The sequence below is a fragment of the Corynebacterium sp. P3-F1 genome (assembly GCF_030503635.1).
Taxonomy (GTDB): domain Bacteria; phylum Actinomycetota; class Actinomycetes; order Mycobacteriales; family Mycobacteriaceae; genus Corynebacterium.
On the sequence record NZ_CP129965.1, the window covers coordinates 535,829 to 555,626 of the forward strand.

General features: G+C 63.4%; 14 protein-coding genes. 4 read left to right on the forward strand and 10 right to left on the reverse strand.

Annotation, left to right across the window (positions count from 1 at the left end; translation table 11 throughout):
- Positions 1 to 8 precede the first annotated feature (8 nt).
- The 8 genes from smc to gdhA all read right to left on the reverse strand — a co-directional run bounded on the left by smc (position 9) and on the right by gdhA (position 10,048).
- Complete coding sequence (smc, locus tag QYQ98_RS02525; protein ID WP_302007199.1) at positions 9 to 3,527, reverse strand: chromosome segregation protein SMC; 3,519 nt, start codon at positions 3,525 to 3,527, stop codon at positions 9 to 11.
- Between the two features lie 29 nt (positions 3,528 to 3,556).
- Positions 3,557 to 3,841, reverse strand: a complete 285-nt coding sequence (locus QYQ98_RS02530; protein ID WP_302007200.1) for an acylphosphatase — start codon at positions 3,839 to 3,841, stop codon at positions 3,557 to 3,559.
- A gap of 63 nt (positions 3,842 to 3,904) precedes the next feature.
- On the reverse strand, positions 3,905 to 5,455 hold the full coding sequence (locus QYQ98_RS02535) for a sodium:alanine symporter family protein (RefSeq protein ID WP_302007201.1): 1,551 nt from the start codon (positions 5,453 to 5,455) through the stop codon (positions 3,905 to 3,907).
- Between the two features lie 72 nt (positions 5,456 to 5,527).
- Positions 5,528 to 6,388 carry a bifunctional DNA-formamidopyrimidine glycosylase/DNA-(apurinic or apyrimidinic site) lyase gene (mutM, locus tag QYQ98_RS02540; protein WP_302007202.1) on the reverse strand — a complete coding sequence of 287 codons (861 nt, stop codon included), beginning with the start codon at positions 6,386 to 6,388 and terminating at the stop codon, positions 5,528 to 5,530.
- Between the two features lie 3 nt (positions 6,389 to 6,391).
- On the reverse strand, positions 6,392 to 7,147 hold the full coding sequence (gene rnc, locus QYQ98_RS02545; protein WP_302007203.1) for a ribonuclease III: 756 nt from the start codon (positions 7,145 to 7,147) through the stop codon (positions 6,392 to 6,394).
- Between the two features lie 12 nt (positions 7,148 to 7,159).
- Positions 7,160 to 7,714: a DUF177 domain-containing protein gene (locus QYQ98_RS02550; RefSeq protein WP_302007204.1), complete on the reverse strand. Its 555-nt coding sequence runs from the start codon at positions 7,712 to 7,714 to the stop codon at positions 7,160 to 7,162.
- A gap of 110 nt (positions 7,715 to 7,824) precedes the next feature.
- Positions 7,825 to 8,595, reverse strand: a complete 771-nt coding sequence (locus QYQ98_RS02555; protein ID WP_302007205.1) for a DivIVA domain-containing protein — start codon at positions 8,593 to 8,595, stop codon at positions 7,825 to 7,827.
- Positions 8,596 to 8,701: 106 nt separating this feature from the next.
- A complete protein-coding gene (gene gdhA, locus QYQ98_RS02560) occupies positions 8,702 to 10,048 on the reverse strand; it encodes an NADP-specific glutamate dehydrogenase (protein WP_302007206.1) in 1,347 nt (448 codons plus the stop codon).
- Between the two features lie 178 nt (positions 10,049 to 10,226).
- Between gdhA and QYQ98_RS02565 the strand changes: the two genes are divergently transcribed.
- On the forward strand, positions 10,227 to 11,420 hold the full coding sequence (locus QYQ98_RS02565; protein ID WP_302007207.1) for a glycerate kinase: 1,194 nt from the start codon (positions 10,227 to 10,229) through the stop codon (positions 11,418 to 11,420).
- Here the strand turns inward: QYQ98_RS02565 and QYQ98_RS02570 are convergent.
- Entirely contained in the window at positions 11,390 to 11,785 is a 396-nt protein-coding gene (locus tag QYQ98_RS02570) for a hypothetical protein (RefSeq protein ID WP_302007208.1), read from the reverse strand. The genes QYQ98_RS02565 and QYQ98_RS02570 overlap by 31 nt on opposite strands.
- Positions 11,786 to 11,816: 31 nt before the next feature.
- Between QYQ98_RS02570 and QYQ98_RS02575 the strand changes: the two genes are divergently transcribed.
- From QYQ98_RS02575 to QYQ98_RS02585, 3 genes are all read left to right on the forward strand, one after another.
- The gene (locus QYQ98_RS02575) at positions 11,817 to 13,166 is read left to right on the forward strand and encodes a DUF4921 family protein (protein ID WP_302007209.1); all 1,350 of its coding nucleotides are present in this window, start codon (positions 11,817 to 11,819) and stop codon (positions 13,164 to 13,166) included.
- A gap of 110 nt (positions 13,167 to 13,276) precedes the next feature.
- Positions 13,277 to 14,584, forward strand: a complete 1,308-nt coding sequence (locus tag QYQ98_RS02580) for an amidohydrolase (RefSeq protein WP_302007210.1) — start codon at positions 13,277 to 13,279, stop codon at positions 14,582 to 14,584.
- Between the two features lie 176 nt (positions 14,585 to 14,760).
- Positions 14,761 to 17,154, forward strand: coding sequence for a glycogen/starch/alpha-glucan phosphorylase (locus QYQ98_RS02585; protein WP_302007211.1), 2,394 nt, complete (start codon positions 14,761 to 14,763; stop codon positions 17,152 to 17,154).
- A 193-nt stretch (positions 17,155 to 17,347) separates the two neighbouring features.
- Here the strand turns inward: QYQ98_RS02585 and QYQ98_RS02590 are convergent, their stop codons facing one another.
- The gene (locus tag QYQ98_RS02590; RefSeq protein ID WP_302007212.1) at positions 17,348 to 19,786 is read right to left on the reverse strand and encodes an excinuclease ABC subunit UvrA; all 2,439 of its coding nucleotides are present in this window, start codon (positions 19,784 to 19,786) and stop codon (positions 17,348 to 17,350) included.
- Positions 19,787 to 19,798: the final 12 nt, after the last annotated feature.

The following is a 19,798-nucleotide window of genomic DNA, read 5'->3' on the forward strand; positions in this document are numbered from 1 at the left end:
GGAAGAAGCTAATCGGCTGTTTCGCGGGGAGCGGGACTCATGCGTTGGGAGATCACGCGTGTGACGCCGTCGCCGCGCATGGTCACGCCGTAGAGCACGTTGGCCACGTCCATGGTGGGCTTTTGGTGCGTGATGACGATGAGCTGCGAATCTTCGCGCAGTTCTTCGAGGAGAGCGATGAGGCGGCGGAGATTGACGTCGTCAAGCGCGGCCTCGACCTCGTCGAGCACGTAGAAGGGGCTCGGGCGTGCGCGGAAAATGGCCACGAGCATCGCCAGCGCGGTCAGCGATTTCTCGCCGCCGGACAAAAGCGATAGCCGCTTGACTTTCTTGCCGGGCGGACGCGCCTCGATCTCGATGCCGGTGGTGAGCATGTCAGACGGGTCGGTGAGCAACAGGCGCGCTTCGCCGCCCGGGAACAGCGTCTGGAACACGCGCGGGAATTCGCGTTCGACGTCGTGCCACGCGTCGGTGAACAATTGCAGGATCTGCTTATCGACGTCTTCGATCACCCCCGCCAGGTCCTTCCTCGCCTGGACCACATCGGCAAGTTGGGTGGACAGGAAGCTGTAGCGCTCCTCGAGCGCCTTGTACTCCTCGAGCGCCAGCGGGTTGACCTTGCCCAGCGCGGCGAGATCCTTTTCCGCCTTTTTCAGGTGCTTTTTCTCGCCAGCCTCGTCGAAGTCGTCGGCGGGTGTGTAATCCGCGAGAAGATCGTCGATGGCGATCCCGAGTTGCTCGGTGATCTTCGCTTCGGCTTCGTCGATGCGCACCTGCGCCTGCTCGCGCGCGATGTCGGCGGCGTGGGAGGTGTCGCCGAGCCGGGCGAGCTGCTGCCGCAGTGCACTGACCTTCTCGCGTGCCTGTGTCTGGCGGGCGGCGAGCTGCTTCACGTCCGCCGCGAGTTCGTCGCGCCGCTGCGTAGCACCTTCCAGTGAAACGGAAATGCGGTCGGCGAGATCGCCCGCGAGTTCGGCAACTGCCTGGGCCAGCTCAGCCTGCGCCCGCTTGCGGGTCATTGCGGCGTCGTGCCGCGCCTTGGCCTGGCGCTCGTGCTCGGCTTGCCGGCGCAACGCTGCTCCCCTCCCCGCCACGTTTTCCACCGCCTGCTGGGCGGCACGCGCTGCGAGCGTGGCATCCATTTCTTCCGCGCGGACCGCGGAAAGTGCCGCATTCGCTTCGTCGCGTGCGGTCGCGTCGGCTTCCTCGTCGCTCTCTGGGCGTTCCACCCGCGAGAGCCGGTCGCGGACCTCGGCGAGTGCTTTCTCCCGGCCGCTGAGCCGAATGTCCGCCTCGGTGGCTTGTTCGGCTGACTTCTCGTGCCGTGCAGTGGCCTGCTCTGCCTGTTTGACCAGGCGCTGGTGATCGCGTTTCCACGCTTCTGCCGTCGCGTCGTGCTCCCTGAGCGCAGCCTTGGCTGTTGCCGCGGCCACGCGGGCTTCCTCCGCCGCGATCTTCGCCCCTTCGAGGGTCCCGGAGAGCTCGTCGAGTCTACGTTGCGCATTCTCGAGTTCACTGCTGGCGGACTCGATCTGGGCCGCGACCTCCACGCTGGATGCTCCCCCTGAACCAGCAGCGAGCCAGCCCTCACCGACCACAATTCCATCCGGCGTCACGGCGCGAAGACGAGGATCGTCGCGGACAGCCCGGCGCGCGGCGGCGACATCGTCGACAAGGACGACGTCGACAAGCAGACGGGTAATGGGCCCGGCCACAGAGTCGTCGAGCGTGACGTGGTCGAGCAGCCAGGACGTCCCGGCCGGGGGCGTTCCTTCCAGGCGCCAGGATGCGCCGCCCGCGGAGGTGTCCACAACGACGGCGCGGGATGCTCCACGCAGCTTTGCCGCGACAGCAGCAGCGCCCTCAGCGCTCTCAGCGACTTCATCACCATCGGCGCTATCAGCTCCCGACGCCAGGTCTCCCACAAGTGCTTCCGCGTGCGCGCCGAGAGCCGCTGCGAGGGCTTTCTCCACTCCGCTACCGGGTTTCATTCGGTCGGCCAACGGCGCGAATGCGTCTCCCAGCACGTCGGCGGCCTCCGCCACGGGTGCTGTCTCGCTGAGCGTGGCAATGCGCGCCGACAGCGAGTACACCGTTTTCTCCCGCGCCTTCTGCTCCGTGCGCAGCTGCTCGAGACGTTGCTCGGCAGCATCGGCTTCGGCGGTGGCGCGGACGTGGGCGTTTTCGAGCGGCTCGCGGCCCCGAGCGCATTTAGCAACCTTCTCAGCGGCAGCCTGTACTTCCCCAGCGGCCTCCTGCGCACGCACGCGGGTCTCGTCTGCGGCAGCTGCGAGCCGCTCGATCTCCTGCCTCATGTTCTCAACCGCTGCGACGTGGCTCTCCTCCTGCGCAAGCAGGCGCACAACGCCTTCGCGCCGGTCGGCGATCGCGCGCACCTGCGCCATGTGCTCGACCTCGGCAGCTTTGGCCTTCTCGGCCAGCTCCTCCACCCGTGCCACCGTGTTCACGCGCTGGGTCTCAGCCTTTTCAAACGCGGCGAACGCATCCGCGTGCTGTTGCTCAGCGCGCTCCGCACGCGCGATCAATTCATCAGGATCCTGACCGCGGTACTCGGTGATGCCGCCAACATGCGACGCGCGTTCCGTGGCGATGCGCAGGGTCGCGGATGTTCGCTCCGCCAAGGACGACAGACCGAACCACAACTGCTGGGCTCGCTCCGAATTCGCGGACGCAGCGGAATGCAACTGTTCGACTTCACTTTGATGAGCTTCAGCTTCCGCGAGCTGTTCTGTCACGGTCTCCACCTGCTGGGCGTGGAGGTGGGCGGCACGTGCAGCGTCGTCAAGCGATGCTCTCAGAGTGACCACCTGGTACCCCGCGAGGCGCAATCGGGCGTCACGGACGTCCGCCTGCACGGTCGCCGCGCGTTGAGCAGTCTTGGCTTGGCGCGCCAGCGGTTTGAGCTGTTTGCCCAGCTCATCAGTGAGGTCGGTGAGGCGGTCGAGGTTGGCCCGCATGCCGGTGAGTTTGCGCTGCGCTTTCTCGCGGCGGCGACGGTGCTTGAGTACGCCTGCCGCTTCCTCGATGAACGCGCGGCGGTCCTCCGGACGGGACTCGAGGATCTCGTTGAGCTTGCCCTGGCCCACGATGATGTGCATCTCGCGTCCGATGCCCGAATCTGACAACAGCTCCTGGATATCCATCAGGCGCGCTTTGGAGCCGTTGATCTCGTACTCGCTGGCACCGTCCCTGAACATGCGGCGGGTGATGGCCACTTCCGAATAGTCGATCGGCAGCCTGCCGTCGGTGTTGTCGAAGGTCAGCGTGACTTCCGCGCGGCCGAGCTGTTTGCGCTCCCCGGCGCCCGCGAAGATGACGTCCTCCATCTTTCCGCCGCGGAGGTTCTTCGCGCCCTGCTCGCCCATGACCCAGGCGAGGGCATCCACCACATTCGACTTGCCTGAGCCGTTCGGCCCGACGACCGCGCAGATGCCTGGCTCGAATTTCATCGTCGTCGCGGACGCGAAGGACTTGAATCCTTTGAGCGTCAGCGATGTCAGGTGCATTGTGGTGATCTTACCGAACGGCTCTGTGCCTAGCGCTCCTCGAAGCCTGTAGCGCCCTTCGGCTCGCTGTACTGCGGAACAACCGCGGTGACTTCGCCGGGGCGGTCGGTGCTCGTAGGCTGTTCCTCAAGAAGAGCAAGAAGCTTATCGACGTCCCCCTGTTCCCCTTCCGCAACCACTTCCACCCGGCCGTCCTGCAGGTTTTTCGCGTAACCGGACAACCCCAGTTCAAGGGCACGGCTGCGGGTCCACCAGCGGAAGCCGACTCCTTGGACGCGGCCGGAAACAAATGCTGTCATTCGTGTTGTGCTCATGGCACCCACACTAGCCAGCATTCGCTGCCGTTTTTCTTTTCGCCGTGATGTCCAGCCCGGCCGCTACAGGCTGGTGAGACCGCCCTCATCGGTGCCCTCGGCAGCGCCGTCACGGAGCACCTCGTCCACGGTAACGCGGTCTTCCGCGCTGCGGCGGGTGACCGGGTCGGACCCGTCCCAGTACTCGATGTTCTTGACTTCAGGCAGCATTTCGCGGTGGAAGACCGGGTCGATGCCCTGGGAACGCTGCTCGTTGAAGTTCTTCAGCAGCTTGAATGCGATGCCACCGAGCGGAATGATCGCGATGAGGTTGATGAAGACCATGGTGGCGGCCATGGTGTCGCCCAGCGCCCACACCAACGGCAGGGAGCCGAAGGCTCCGAAGATGACAAAGCCGATGACACCGAGACGGAAGACCGTCAGAACCGACTTCTTGTTGGTCAGGTACTCGATATTCGCCTGAGCGAGGTAGTAGTTACCGATCACGGAGGAAAACGCCAGGAAGAACAGAATGAAGGTGATGAAGTGGGTGCCCCAGGCACCGACCGAATCAGCGAGGGAGGACTGTGTTAGCGCCGCGCCCTGCACTTCTTCCCCGTACATCGGGGCGGGGCCGAGAAGAATGATGAACGCCGTGATCGAGCAGACGATGAGGGTGTCGAAGTAGACGCCCAGAGTCTGCACCAGCCCCTGCTTGACCGGGTGGGAGACTGTCGCCGTCGCGGCCGCGTTCGGGGACGAACCCTGGCCAGCCTCGTTGGAGAACAAGCCGCGGCGCATGCCGTTCATAAATGCGTAGCCCACGGTCGCGCCGGCGACCTCCTTAATACCCAGAGCGTGCTCCACAATGAGGGCGAACATTCCGGGGATCTCGCGGTAATTCGCTACGAGAACGATGACACCGACGATGATGTAGGCACCCGCCATGAACGGGACCACGATCTGTGTGACATTCGCGATGCGGGTAACGCCGCCGAAGATGACCAATGCAGTGACAATGGCCACGAGCGCGGCAACCACCGTCTTCAGTGTGGTGGAATCGCTGCCGAAGGAGCCTCCGACGGCTTCGACGATGGAGTTGGTCTGGATCGCGTTGTAGATAAAGCCGTAGGTGATCGAAATGGCCACGGCGAAAATCACGGCCAGCGGCTTCCACTTCTCACCCATGCCCCGGGTGATGTAGTAAGCGGGTCCGCCGTGATAGTTGCCCTCCGCATCCTTTGTCTTCCACAACTGCGCCAGGGTGGATTCGACGAACGAGGTCGCGCCGCCGACGAGTGCGATGATCCACATCCAGAACACCGCGCCCGGGCCGCCCATGGTGATGGCCAGCGCCACACCTGCGATATTGCCGGTGCCCACACGGGACGCTGCGGAGATGGTGAACGCTTTGAACGCAGAGATGCCACCGTATTCTTCATCCAAGTCGCGGCCTTCACGGTCCTTGCCCTTAGGGCTTTCGGCGACTGCCTTGAACATGTCCGGCACCATGCGGATCTGGACGAAGATCGTCCGAAGGCCGAAGTAGATGCCCGCCGCTAGCAGTAGGAACGGGATGACCTTCCAGAGGTTGTCGTTGACGTTGTCCGTCACAAACGACTCGAGTTCTTCCATGCGGGGGATTCTATACGCTGGTGGGACACACCAACGATTTCCGGGTGCCCCAGCAGCTCACAGCATCTGAGCTCACAGCGTTTGGCACACCGGGCAGAAATAGCTCGACCGACCGTTGACTACGGTTTTCTCGATCGGTGCGCCGCACCGCGCGCACGGTTTGCCAGCCTGGCCGTAGGCGTTCAGCGAACGGGAGAAGTAGCCGCTGGCACCGTTGACGTTCACATACAAGGAATCGAAGCTGGTGCCGCCGGCCTCCAGCGCGCGGGCCATCACAGCACGGGATTCCTCAAGCAGTGCCACCGCATCGCGCTGGCGCAGCGCTCGGCCTTTGCGGGTGGGTTTCACCCTCGCCGCCCACATCGCCTCGTCGGCGTAGATCGAACCGATGCCGCTGACCACGGATTGGTCCAGCAGGATCGTCTTCACGGCGACGTTCTTCGTGCGCATTCTCCGGGCCACGGCAACCGTGTCGAAATCGGGCTCGAAAGGGTCCGCAGCGATGTGCGGGATGGCTGCGGGGACGGGGCGGTTGTGACTGGGACCGGAACTGGGCTCAGCGAGCGGGACGTACTGCCACGAGCCGAAGGTTCGCTGGTCGACGAAAGCCAATTCCTTGATGCCGTCCGGGCCCGTCAACTGCGCTCGGATGCGCAGATGCGGGCTGTCCACTAACCCCGGCTCGCTCACGAGCATCTGGCCGGACATGCGGAGGTGGATGAGCAACGCGGCATAGTCGGAAAGCGTGAGCCAGAGGAATTTGCCGCGACGGTCAGTACCGGTGATGCGCAACCCCGGCAAGACCTCAGCAAGATCCACGTCGTTACCGCGGACAACACGCGGGTGGAGGACCTCGACCGCGCCGAATGTCGAACCGACGACGTGCGCATCGAGCCCGCGGCGCACCACCTCCACCTCAGGAAGTTCAGGCACGATCTACCCCCGCAGTGCGATGGTCTCTGGGTGATCTTTGAGGAAGAAGAAGGCCTCGCGGGCAGCATTCTGCTCCGCCGTCTTCTTGTTGTGGCCGCGTCCGGTGCCGCGGGACGTTCCGTCGATAAGCGCCTGCGCAGTGAAGACCTGCTCGTGCTCCGGCCCCTCGGCCGTGGCGGTGTACAGCGGCGGGTGGCCGCCGAGCTCCGCGACGCGCTCCTGTAGCTCGGTCTTCCAATCCTGGATCCAGTGCGCGTTGTCGATCTTGTCCCCGAACAAGCGCAAGATGACGTCGCGAGTGGCGTTGAAGCCGTGCTGGCGAAAGACCGCGCCAAGAACTGCCTCCGTCGTGTCGGCCAGGATGGAGTCTTTGTCACGGCCTCCGCTGGTCTCCTCGCCTTTGCCCAGCAGAATGTGGGCGCCGAGACCGATCTCGCGCGCGATGTCCGCAAGCCCGTAACGCGAGACGATCCGCGCGCGCATTGGGGACAGATCCGACTCCGGGCGGGACGGAAAGCGCTCAAAGAGTGCGTTGGCGATGGTCAAGCCGAGCACAGCATCACCGACGAACTCAAGACGCTCGTTATTCGGCAACGTTCCGTGCTCGTTCGCGAACGAGCGGTGCGTGAGAGCTAGACGCAGGTTCTCCTCGGCGATGTCCACACCAATCTTCTCAAGCAGCGGAGCGTGATCCACTGCCGCGAATGCTTCAGCCAGAGCTTGGTCGCCGGGAATCCTATTCTTCTTAGCGCGTGGCACGTGACTCCCCCGCTAGTTGTCGGAGCTGTCGGACAGGAATTTCTCCAACCCGGCCCAGCGCGGATCCACCACGTCGTTCGCCTCACCGGAGACACCGTCGGGCGCCGGCACATCGGAATCTGCGGGGCATGCTGGCTCGCACACCGGGTTGAACGGAAGATTCAGACCCGCCTCATCCACGAAAGACTGCTCCAAGTCCACGGTGTCGTCGACGATTTGCGGCACGTCATCGCCCGAACCGTCATCCTCGGCCACTTGATCGTCGCCAGTAATGAAATCATCCGACCCGGAGAAGACCTGGGAAACCCTGATCGTCTCCGTCGGAGTCAGCTCGCGCAGACAGCGCACGCACTGCCCTTTCAGCTGGGCAGTAACCGTCGCATCCACCAGCACTCCTCCGCCAAGCGGAGTGACCGTGGACTCGACGGTGACCTCCTGGCCTTCCGGAATAGCGATCATCTCTGGGCCGATGCGCGATGGTGCCGGGCCGGTTTGGGTGGTGGTCACCGGAAGACCATCTCCGTGCAAGGCGGCGGAGACATCCACGAGAAACGGATTAGTAGCCATAACGCCCACCAGGATACATTGCAGTGCAACCCGCCGTTCGCCCCTGCTACCAATGCGGGGCGAACGGGAGCTTTTCGTTGACGCGTTTCGTTACCGCGAATGCCGAAGCATTAGTTGCCGCGAGAGTAGCCACCGCGCAGGTCGCGCATCTCGCGGTCCCCGCGGACCTCCCTGGCACCCCGGTCGTAGTGGCCCGACGCGCCTGCCCCGTGGCGCAGTGCGGAACGGTCCGAGGTGACGGTGCGAAGCACACTGGTGAGCGTCTCCTCGAACTCGGCAAGCTTGCCGTCGACGTACTCGTCGCATTCACCACGCAGGCGGCTGGACTCGGCGTGCGCCGACTCGACGATGCGGTGCGCCTCCTCGTCGGCACGTCTGGTGACCTCAGCCTCGGACACCAGGCGCTGCTGCTCCTGCAGGCCCTCGGCGACAGAACGGTCGTAAGACTCGTTGCCGTCGGCGACGAGACGCTCAGCCTCGCGGCGTGCGCGCTCCACCATCTCATCTGCTTCTTCACGGGCACGGTTGACGGTATTGTTCGCATCCTCTTCGGCGTTAGACACCATGAGGGTTGAACGCTGCTGAGCATCGCTCAACATCGATTCGGACTCGTCGTGCGCCTCGGTGACCAGTCGCTGGGCCTCGCCTTCCGCGTCGCCGATAATGGCGTCGGCGCGGTCCTCGGCGCCGCGCAGGATTTCATCCTGTTTGTCTAGGACGTCTTGCGCATCGTCGATCTCGACGGGGAAAGCGTTGCGGATATCGTCGAGAAGCGCGAGCACTTCATTGCGAGGAACCATGCAGTTCGACGTCATCGGAACGCCGTAGGCCTGTTCGACGGTGTTGACCAGTTCATCGAGAGCTTCAAATACGCGGTACATGGGCTTTAGCGTACTGGCGAAACGGCAAACGCCCCGGCAAGCCGGGGCGCGTGTCCGAAATGGGTCGGAGCGGGTCAGGCCGCGGTTCGGTCTGAAGGAATGCTGGCTAGATGACGCCTTGGGCAAGCATAGCGTCGGCGACCTTCTTGAAACCGGCGATGTTCGCACCCACGACATAGTCGCCCTCGTGGCCGTATTCGGCTGCCGTGGCCGACGCGTTTCGGAAGATGTTCTCCATGATGTGCTTCAGGCGGGTATCCGTGTACTCGAAGTTCCAGGAGTCGCGCGAAGCGTTCTGCTGCATCTCCAGCGCTGAGGTTGCCACACCACCGGCGTTGGCGGCCTTGCCAGGCAGGAAGTGAATCTTGTTCGCGCGGAAGGTCTCGATCGCCTCGGCGGTCGACGGCATGTTCGCGCCCTCGGCCACGTACTTGACCCCGTTGTCCACGAGCTTTTGGGCGTGGTCGCCGTCCAGCTCGTTCTGGGTAGCGCAAGGCAGGGCAACATCGGCCTTCAGGTCCCAGATGGAGCCGTCGTCGTGGAAGGTCGCGTCCTCGATCTCGCCAGCGTATTCGCTGACGCGGCCGCGGCGGACTTCCTTGATCTCCTTGAGCAGCTCGACGTCGACACCGTTGGGGGTCTCAACCCAGCCGGAGGAGTCGGAGAAACCGATGACGGTGGCGCCGAGTTCCTGGGCCTTCTCAATTGCGTAGATGGCAACGTTACCGGAACCGGAGACGATCACCTTGGCGCCGGACAGGCTCTCGTTGTTGTGCTTCATCGCCTCGGCGGTGATGTACACGACGCCGTAACCGGTTGCCTCGGTGCGCACGAGTGATCCGCCCCACGTCAGGCCCTTGCCGGTGAGCACACCGGACTCATGCTCGTTGGCCAGGCGACGGTACTGGCCGAAGAGGAAACCGATCTCACGGCCGCCGACGCCGATGTCGCCGGCGGGCACGTCGCGGTACTCGCCGATGTGGCGGTAAAGCTCAGTCATAAACGACTGGCAGAAGCGCATGATCTCAGCTTCGGACTTGCCCTTCGGGTCGAAGTCGGAGCCGCCCTTGCCGCCGCCGATGGGCAGGCCGGTCAGGGAGTTCTTGAAGATCTGCTCGAAACCAAGGAACTTGATAATGGAGAGGTTCACGCTCGGGTGGAAACGCAGACCGCCCTTGTAGGGGCCGAGTGCCGAGTTAAACTGGACGCGGAAGCCGCGGTTGACGCGGACATCGCCGTTGTCCGCGACCCACGGGACGCGGAAGATGATCTGGCGCTCCGGCTCGCAGAGACGCTCGATCAGACCATAATCGTTGTAGTGGGGATCCTTCTGCAGGACAATTTTCAGCGAGTCCAGCACCTCAGCGACTGCCTGGTGGAACTCCGGCTCCCCCGCATTGCGCTTGAGGAGTTTGCTGTAGTACTCCGAAAGTTGATTCTCGCTTGATGTCATCGTCGATCCTTTCTCACAACTACTCGACGATTAAAAAACTATAGTCCCGCAAAGAGCGCCCAAGGCCCCTTCAAAGGCGAATTGATAACGTCAGGGAGAGCAGACGCGTTACATACACACATATTTCGCGCCGCCGATTCTGCCCCGCGCCGCCTGAAAATAAAGGAGCACCTCCACCATGGTGAACTACAGACCGACTTCTACCCCATCATCGCAGGAGGATGAGGGCGCGGGCTTACCAGCAAATTTCGATGCCGACGCGGAAACGCTCCGTGTCGTTGTGGCGCCGGATTCTTTCAAAGGATCCGCGACGTCGCAACAGGCGGCGGAGTGGATCGCGGAGGGTATTCAATCCGTCATTGTAGATTGTGACATTAATCACATACCCATGGCTGATGGGGGCGAGGGAACAGCAGCACTGTTTAGTGGTGAGACCATCACACTGCCCACGACCGACGCTGCGGGCCGTCTGACGGAGGCAAGCTACACCTTCAACGCGGCCGAACAGACTGCCTACATCGATGTGTCCGCGGCCTCAGGCCTGCCGGCTGTCAAAGACAATCCGGTGCCGCTAACCGGCGACACCTACGGCACCGGTGTGCTCATCGCGGACGCGCAAACCCGCGGCTCCCGCCGCATCGTGCTCGGCCTTGGCGGATCTGCGACAATCGACGGCGGAACGGGCGTCCTCGTCGCCCTAGGCGCGAACCCGCTCGACTCCGACGGCCACCCGCTGCGCCACGGCGGAGGAGCCTTGGGCGATCTCGACCATTTCGACACCGCGAAGGTGAATATCCCGGCCGCGTCCGTCGAGTGGGTTCTCCTCGCGGATTCCGAGTTCCCCGCCACAGGTCCTAACGGGGCGGCCCACGTCTTCGGCCCGCAGAAAGGCGCAAGCTTGGAAGAGATAAACAAGGTTGATGCCGCGCTCGCCCACCTGTGTGAGGTGACGGGCGTAGACCCGGAGCAGCCCGGTTACGGTGCCGCCGGGGCCATTGCGGTGGGCATCACCTGGTTGTCCGAGCTGATGCACGGCAACACCGAGCACGTTCACGTTGTTTCGGGCGCACGCACCGTCGCTTCCGCACAGGGCCTCAAAGAGACGATCGCTAATGCCCACTTCGTTGTCACTGGCGAAGGGAAATACGACGGCCAGTCCACCGCGGGCAAGGTGGTGTCTGTGGTGACTGAGCTGGCAGAAGGAACCGATGCCATCGTCGCCGTCCTCGCCGGCGAATTTGATACCGAGGTGCCCGAAGGAGTGCTCGCCGTCGACATCGGGGAGCAGACTGACGATGTCCGCGCGCAGTTGATGCGCGCCGGCGCGCAGGCGGCGGTGGACTACCTCAACACTTCCACGGCCCAGGGGTAGAGCGCCGGCAGCTCGAAATCCAGCTGACGCTCCAGGGCCACCGGGTCTTTGGGCAGGTCAGCCTTGGGGGTGAGCACGCGGGACAGGCCCATCGCCAACTGGTTCACGGAGCTCGCCCCTTCCGCGGTGATGAGGAAGCGCTGCACCACGGCTGCACCAGGGTCCTCCCCGCGCTCCTCCTCGAATGCGTGGCGCAGTTGCGCTTCGGTGTCCTCGTGCACCTCCGGGGAGGCATCCCGCGTCACCGTGCCCGAGGTGAGCCGCTCGTGGCGGACAAGGATGTCCACCGCGTTCGCGAAAGCATCTTCTACCTGCTTTCCCGCCGCATCGTCGGGAACGAGCACGTCAAACTGAATCGTCGGCATGACGCCAGAGTAGCGAATAGCCTTGGAAGCCATGACACATCCGACGCTTCCCATGTCGACTCCCCTGGCAACGTCCCGCGATCCGCTGAACCAGATGGCGGACGGCACCATCAAGCAACTCAATCCGTTCTCCGGCACGCAGGTGTGGACAGTGCCGGGACGCGGCAACCGGCCGCTGTCAGTGCCCAAGCAAGAGCCGCGTCCGCTCGAACCGGGGGATTTCACGGCCAACTGCAATTTCTGCGTCGATAAGCAACTGAACACGCCTCCCGAGAAGTCCCGCATGGTCAACCGCGATGGGCACTGGGAGATCCAACGCAACCTTCTCCCCCACCAGCTAAGTCACACCGAAGCGGCGTTCCGCCGCGTACCCAACCTGTTCGAGATCGTGTCCTACGACTACTGGGCACAAAATTACGGCTTCACCATGGACGAGTCGCGGCAGAACCAGATGGAGCGGTACCTCGCCGACGACGAGGGGCGGCGCCATGTCTTTAACATCGTGCGCACCCGCCTCAAAGCCTCTGGACGGGACGACAACGTCAGCGAAGACGAACTTCTCGCCCACGTCCCGGCGTATTTCGGCGGAGGACACGACGTGATCATCGGCCGGCGCCACTACACCGACGGAGCAGAGAACTCGACCCAGCTGGCGTCCTCCGGCAGCTTGTCCCTCGACGAGCACTACGCATTCATCGCCTTCACAATCGACTCCATGCGCGACCTTTACGAGCACAACCGCTACGCGCCGTACGTCTCGGTCTTCCAGAATTGGCTGGCACCCGCGGGCGCCTCCTTCGAGCACCTGCACAAGCAGCTCGTAGCTATCGACGAGCGCGGCGTCCAGGCCGACATCGAGATAGCCAAGTTGCGGCAGAACCCCAACATGTACAACGAGTGGGGCATCAATTATTCGAGCTACCACAACCTGATCATCGCGGAGAACGACCACGCGATCATGTGCGCCGGGATCGGCCACCGCTACCCCACCATCAGCGTGTACTCGAAGTCCCCCACCCCGGAGCCCTGGCTGCAGACGGAGGAAGAAGTCCGCGCCATGTCCGACCTGCTCCACGCCGGGCACGCCGGAACGGGTGCGCAGGTTCCCTGCAACGAGGAGTGGCACCACAAGCCCGTCGACCTCGATGTTCCTATGCCTTGGCGCATCAACATCAAATGGCGTGTGTCCACCCTCGCCGGTTTCGAGGGCGGGACCAAGGTCTACGTGAACACCCTCTCGCCTTACGACATCCGCGACCGCATGGTCAGCAGCCTGTACCGCCTGCGCGAAGAAGGCTCTATCGCGGGGAACATCCGTATCGCCACCGAATGCGCGCCACCACGCAACACTTTGCTCTACAACCCGGCCCTGAACCGCTAAGGCGTGGCACGACCGCCCGCCGAGTCACGGAACGCCGCAACGGCTTCCCGCTTACACTGGTCGTTTAATAACACAGCAGCACCAGCCGCTCCAAGGAGGCCTCGACTTACATGCCCGCACACGCCGACCCAAGCGAGATCAAAGAGATTCTGCGGAATTACACGGTGGATCCCGCGTGGCAGCGCGAGCTGTACGAGCACCTCCACGCCCACCCAGAGCTGTCCCTGCAGGAGAAGAACACCCACGAGCGCATCCTGAAGGAGCTCGAGAGGTTCGACTGCCAGATCATTTCGCCGATCGGCGGATACGGCATCGTCGCAGTGTTCCACAGCGGGCAAGCAGTCAACGGCACCGCGGGGCCGACAGTTCTCTTCCGCGCGGATATCGACGGACTCCCCGTCACAGAGACCACCGGTGCGCCGTACGCATCGCGGGACACAGCAACGCGTGACGACGGCTCCGTCACCGGCCTCATGCACGCCTGCGGCCACGATATGCACGTGACTGCCCTACTGGGTCTGTGCGACATCATGGACAACAACCGGGACCACTGGTCGGGCACTTTTGTGGCTCTCTTCCAGCCGGGTGAGGAGCTCGGTCGCGGTGCCACCGACATGATCACCGACCACCTCACCGACCGGATCCCCCGCCCGGACATTTGCTTAGGCCAGCACGTCATGCCTGGTCGTGCTGGCCAGGTTCAAACAAAACCAGGTCCGCAGTTCGCGGCCTGTGATTCCATCCGCATCCGCATTCCGGGCCGCGGCGCCCACGGGTCCATGCCGCATGCTGCCGTCGACCCGACCTACACCGCAGCGCACATCGTCCTGCGGCTGCAAGGCATTGTCGGCCGCGAAGTGAACCCGCGCGACTTTGCCGTGGTGTCCGTCGGGCAGATCAAGGCAGGCACCACCAACAACATCATTCCGGACCACGCTGAGTTAGTGCTCAACTGCCGCTTCTACAACGACGCAGTGAAGAACAAGGTCTACGAGGCCATCCAGCGCATCGTCATCGCCGAGTGCGAGGCCTCCGGCATCAAAGAGGAACCGTATTTCGAGTACTTCGCCCACGGCGAGCTGCTGGACAACGACCGAGGCGCATTCATGACAGTTCGCTCGACCTTCGACGAGGTCTTCGGCCCGGACTCCGTGGATGCCGAACCGTCGACAGTCTCCGAGGACTTCGCCAACATTCCCCTCGCGTTCGGAGTCCCCTATATCTTCTGGCTCATCGGCTCCACTCCCCGCACCGTGTGGGACAAGGCCGTCGCCGAAGACCGCGTTGTCACCGATGTGCCCGTCAACCACATGCCGACATTCCTGCCGGAATATGAGCCGACGGTTTACGCTGCCACCAATGCCGCGGCGGCAGCAGTGTTGACGTACCTGGCCACGCCCCATGATCGCCGGCCCTAGCAGCCGCGCAGCCCCCGCACGAGCTGCCACACTATTTTCCCCGCGCAAGAGCTCTCGTTTCCGCCTGCAACAGCCTCAGCATAGCTAGAACGACGACCACCGCCCACCATCAATCCCGGTACAGTGGCGGGCGTTAGCGATCCTGTAGACGATTTGACTACCTGAGGTATCAACGCATGAATCTGCCAGCTCACCCACCTGCATTCATCGACACTGTCGGCGGCCATGTCCGCTCGGTTTCGGGCTCGGCCCCCGACACGTCCAGCCGAAAGAAATTCTGGACCGGCCTATCCCTCGCGGCCATCGAGCAATTCGCCGACAAGTGGGACGCCACCCGCGAGGCGTACGCGGCGACGCGCCAGCAGGCCTACTTCTCCGCCGAATTCCTCATGGGCCGGGCACTGCTGAACAACCTGACCAACCTGGGGCTCGTCGACGACGCGATCAAGGCTGCAGAGGAGAATGGCCAGGATTTCCTCAACGTTCTCGAGGCTGAGCACGACGCGGCACTCGGCAACGGCGGCTTGGGGCGTCTCGCCGCGTGCTTCCTCGACTCCGCTGCGGCTCAGGACTACCCGGTCACCGGTTACGGCCTGCTCTACCGCTACGGCTTGTTCCGCCAGGAGATCGTGGACGGTTTCCAGAAAGAACACCCGGACGCGTGGAAGGAGAGCTTCTACCCGTTCGTCGTCCGCCGTGGGACCCAGCAGCGCATCGTCAAATTCGACGACATGCACGTTCGCGCCATCCCCTTCGACATGCCGATCACCGGCTACGGCACCGACAATGTCGGAACACTGCGTCTGTGGGACGCGTCCCCAATGACCGAATTCGACTACGACGCCTTCAACTCCCAGCGCTTCTCCGACGCAATCTTGGAGCGCGAGGCCGTCCACGACCTCACCCGCGTGCTGTACCCGAACGACACCACGTATGACGGCAAGGTGCTGCGCGTGCGGCAGCAGTACTTCTTCGTGTCCGCGTCGCTGCAGGAGATGGTGGACAACTACATCGCGCACCACGGCGAGGACCTGCGCGGCTTCGCCGACTATAACTCCGTGCAGCTCAACGACACCCACCCGGTGCTGGGCATCCCAGAACTCATGCGCCTGCTTCTCGACGAACACGGCATGTCCTGGGAAGACGCCTGGGACGTGACCACCAAGACATTCGCCTACACCAACCACACCGTGCTGCAGGAGGCCCTGGAGACCTGGGATGTGTCGATCTTCCAGAAGCTCTTCGGGCGCATCTGGGAAATCGTGGTGGAGATCGACCGCCGTTACCGTGAAGACATGGCGGGCCGCGGCCTCGAACCCGACACGATCCACCACTATTCCCCGATCCATGACGGCAAGGTCCACATGGCCTGGATTGCCTGCTACAGCTCGTACTCCGTCAACGGCGTGGCCGCGATCCATACCGAGATCATCAAACGCGACACCCTCGGTTTCTGGCACGACCTGTACCCGGAGAGGTTCAACAACAAGACCAACGGTGTCACCCCGCGCCGCTGGCTGCGCATGAGCAATCCGCGCCTATCCGAACTCTTGGACCGCCTCGTGGGCTCCGATGAATGGGTCACCGACATGGACAAGCTCAAGGAGCTGCGCCACTTCGCCGACGACGACGCAGTGATGGAGGAGCTGCGCGAAATCAAGGCGGCGAATAAGCGCGACTTCGCCGACTGGGTGCGCGTCCACGAGCACGTGGACATCGACCCGGAGTCGGTCTACGACACCCAGATTAAGCGCCTGCACGAGTACAAGCGCCAGCTGCTCAACGCCCTCTACATCCTCGACCTGCACTTCCGCATTAAGGACGGCGAGCGGGGCATCCCGAAGCGCACGTTCATCTTCGGTGCGAAGGCGGCGCCGGGCTACGACCGCGCCAAGGCCATCATCAAGCTGATCAACGCGATCGGCGACGTGGTCAATAACGACCCGGAGACATCGCAGTACCTGCGCGTTGTCTTTGTCGAGAATTACAACGTCTCGCCCGCCGAGCACATCATTCCGGCCACGGACGTCTCCGAGCAGATCTCCACTGCGGGCAAGGAGGCATCCGGCACCTCGAACATGAAGTTCATGATGAACGGCGCGCTCACCCTCGGCACGATGGACGGCGCCAACGTCGAGATCGTCGATTCCGTCGGCGAGGAGAACGCGTACATCTTCGGCGCACGGGAAGAGGAGCTTCCGGAGCTGAAAAAGAACTACAACCCGAGCGAGCTCTACGAGTCCAACCCCGCCATCAAGCGCGCACTCGACGCGCTTATCGACGGCACCCTCGACGACAACCACACCGGCATGTTCTCCGACCTGCGCGATTCCCTGCTTGTCGACGGTGGCTGGAACACCCCCGACCCTTACTACGTCCTGGGCGACTTCGAGTCCTACAAGGAGACCCGCGACCGTATGGCCGCTGAGTACTACGAGGACCCGCTGCACTGGGCACGGATGTGCTGGATCAATATCTGCGAGTCGGGCCGCTTCTCCTCCGACCGCACGATCCGCGACTACGCCAATGAGGTTTGGAAGATCGAGCCGACCCCGATCAACAAGGCCTAAACCACCTCCGCCGACGCTCCCCGACCGCGGCGGCTGGCCCAGCCGGGAACAGCCCTGGCTGGGCCGCATCAGAACACCAAATGCAGCTACTAGGCTGCAGCTAAACGCCTAAATACGGCTGTTAGCTGCAAGTTGGTAGCTGCATTTGGCTTCCGGGGGCGGGGCGACGCGTGGCTACGTTGCCCGCGTCCCGCTAGTGCGCCCGGCGCCGCGCACCCAGCGCACGTCCGGTGGCGGTGTCTTTCTCCGCTAGATCAATCGGTGTTCCGTCCGCGATGACGTGCCCACCTGCTGCGCCCGCTCCCGGCCCCATCTCAATGACGCGGTCAGCCTGAGCGAGCACGGAGAGATCGTGTTCGACGACAATCACGGTCTGGCCCGCGTCGACGAGAGAGTTGAGCTCAGCCACGAGGAGCTCGATATCCGCCGGGTGGAGGCCAGTTGTCGGTTCATCCAGGAGATACACCGTGTGGCCACGGCGCGAAGTTCGGGAACGCTGTAGCTCGGTGGCGAGCTTGATGCGCTGGGCCTCACCACCGGAAAGCTCCGGGGCGCCCTGCCCCAGCCGAAGGTATCCCAGGCCGACTGCTTGGAGCGTCTCCACAGCTCGAAGAATCTTGGGTTCCTCGGCGAATGCCCCCGCTGCTTCATCGACGGTGAGGTCGAGGATCTCCGCGATTGTCCGGCCCTGCCACGTCACCTCGAGAGTCTCGTCGTTGTAGCGGGCTCCGCCGCAGTCCGGGCAAGTGGTGTACGAACCAGGGAGGAAGACAAGCTCGACCTCAATCTTGCCCGCACCGCCGCAGGTCGGGCACTGCCCCTGTTTCACGTTGTAGGAAAAACGCGAGACGGTCCATGCACGCTTCTTCGCCTCAGGAGTGGAAGCGAAGAGTTTGCGGACATCGTCGAAAAGCCCAGTGTAGGTGGCGAGTGTCGAGCGCGGTGTGCGCCCGATCGGTTTCTGGGTGATTTGCACGACACGGCTCACGGCGTCAACGCCGGAATGCGTATCGACGTTCCATTCCCCCGCGTCCTGCATTCCGTCCTCGTCGTCAGGGTCAGCCACGGCTCTCGCCGAGTCGCGCAGCACACCAGCGAGGACCGTGCTAACGAGAGTCGACTTCCCCGAGCCGGACACCCCCGCCACCGCAGTGAACTGGCCGAGGCCGAAATCGACGTCGAGGCCGTCGATCGACCGGGCATCGATCCCATTGAGCGACAGAGTCCCCGTCGCGGGGCGCGGGTCGCCTTTAAGCCGCAGCGTGCGGTTGTTCAGGGCGTGAGCTGTCGGTGTATCCGCGTCGTAATTCGCGGTCGGGCCGGAGTAAACCACTTCACCGCCCTGCTCGCCAGCGAGTGGCCCGACATCGACGAGCCAGTCGGTCTCCGCAACCAAGTCCATGTCATGCTCCACGAGCAGAACCGAATTGCCGGCGGCGATGAAACGGCGGCAAATGTCTAGAACGGCGCCACGCTCTTCTGGGTGCAATCCTGCTGACGGCTCGTCAAGCACGTACGCCACCCCGAAGAGCCCCGAACGCAGCTGGGCGGAGAGACGGATGCGTTGCAATTCGCCCGCAGACAGTGTCGGTGCGGGACGGTCGAGACTCAGGTGAGCCAGCCCGAGGTCGAGCGCTGACTGCAGCGCGGGCAGGATTTGTTTGAGCAGCAAATCCTCCGCCGAGTTCTCGTCCGGCTCTTGCTCCGCGAGGACCGCATGAACTCGATCGAGGGGCAGAGCACCGAGCTCGTCGATAGGCATGCCCGCATAGGTGACTTTAAGTGCTTCCGGATTCAAGCGGCGCCCGTCGCATGTCTCGCACGTGCGGGACTCCATGAAAGACAGAACGCGCCTGCGCAGGGTGTCGGACTGGGTCTCTGCGAGGGTGTTGGTGAGGTAGCTCGCCACCGAGCGCCACGTTCCCTTGTAGTTCCGCTGGATCTGGTCGGCGCCGCGCAACGGCTTCACAGTCACCACCGGCCGCTCATCGGTGAAGAGAATCCAGTCGCGGTCCTCCTGCGGAAGGTCCTGCCACGGCGAGTCCAGGTCGTAGCCGAGCGTTTGCAGGATGTCGTGGAAATTCTTCCCCGCCCAAGCGCCGGGCCATGCCTGGATAGCTCCGTCCTCGATGGACAGTGTCGGGTCTGGCACCATCGATTGCTCCGTCGGCTCGTGAACGACACCGGTCCCCTGGCATGTCGGACACATGCCCTCCGGGGTATTCGGTGAGAACGAGTCGGAGTACAAGCCCTGCGGGTTGTCGCCGGCACGCGAGTAAAGCAGCCGGATGCTGTTCGACAAGGCGGACACAGTGCCCACCGTGGAACGTGCCCCGCCTCCGGAGGTAGATTGCTGCAGAGCGACGGTCGGAGGCAGACCATCGACCTCGCTTACTTGCGGGTCAACCGCCGAACCGATGAGGCGGCGCGCGAACGGCGCAACCGATTCGAGGTAGCGTCTTTGCCCCTCGCCATGAATGGTGCCGAAGGCGAGCGAGGATTTGCCGGATCCGGACACCCCCGTCACTGCAACGAGGGTGTCCCGGGGAATATCAACATCGACATTCCGCAAATTGTGCAGATGGGCATCCCGCACCGTGATTCCGGCCGGGATCTCAGGTGTTTCAGACATACCCACCAGGGT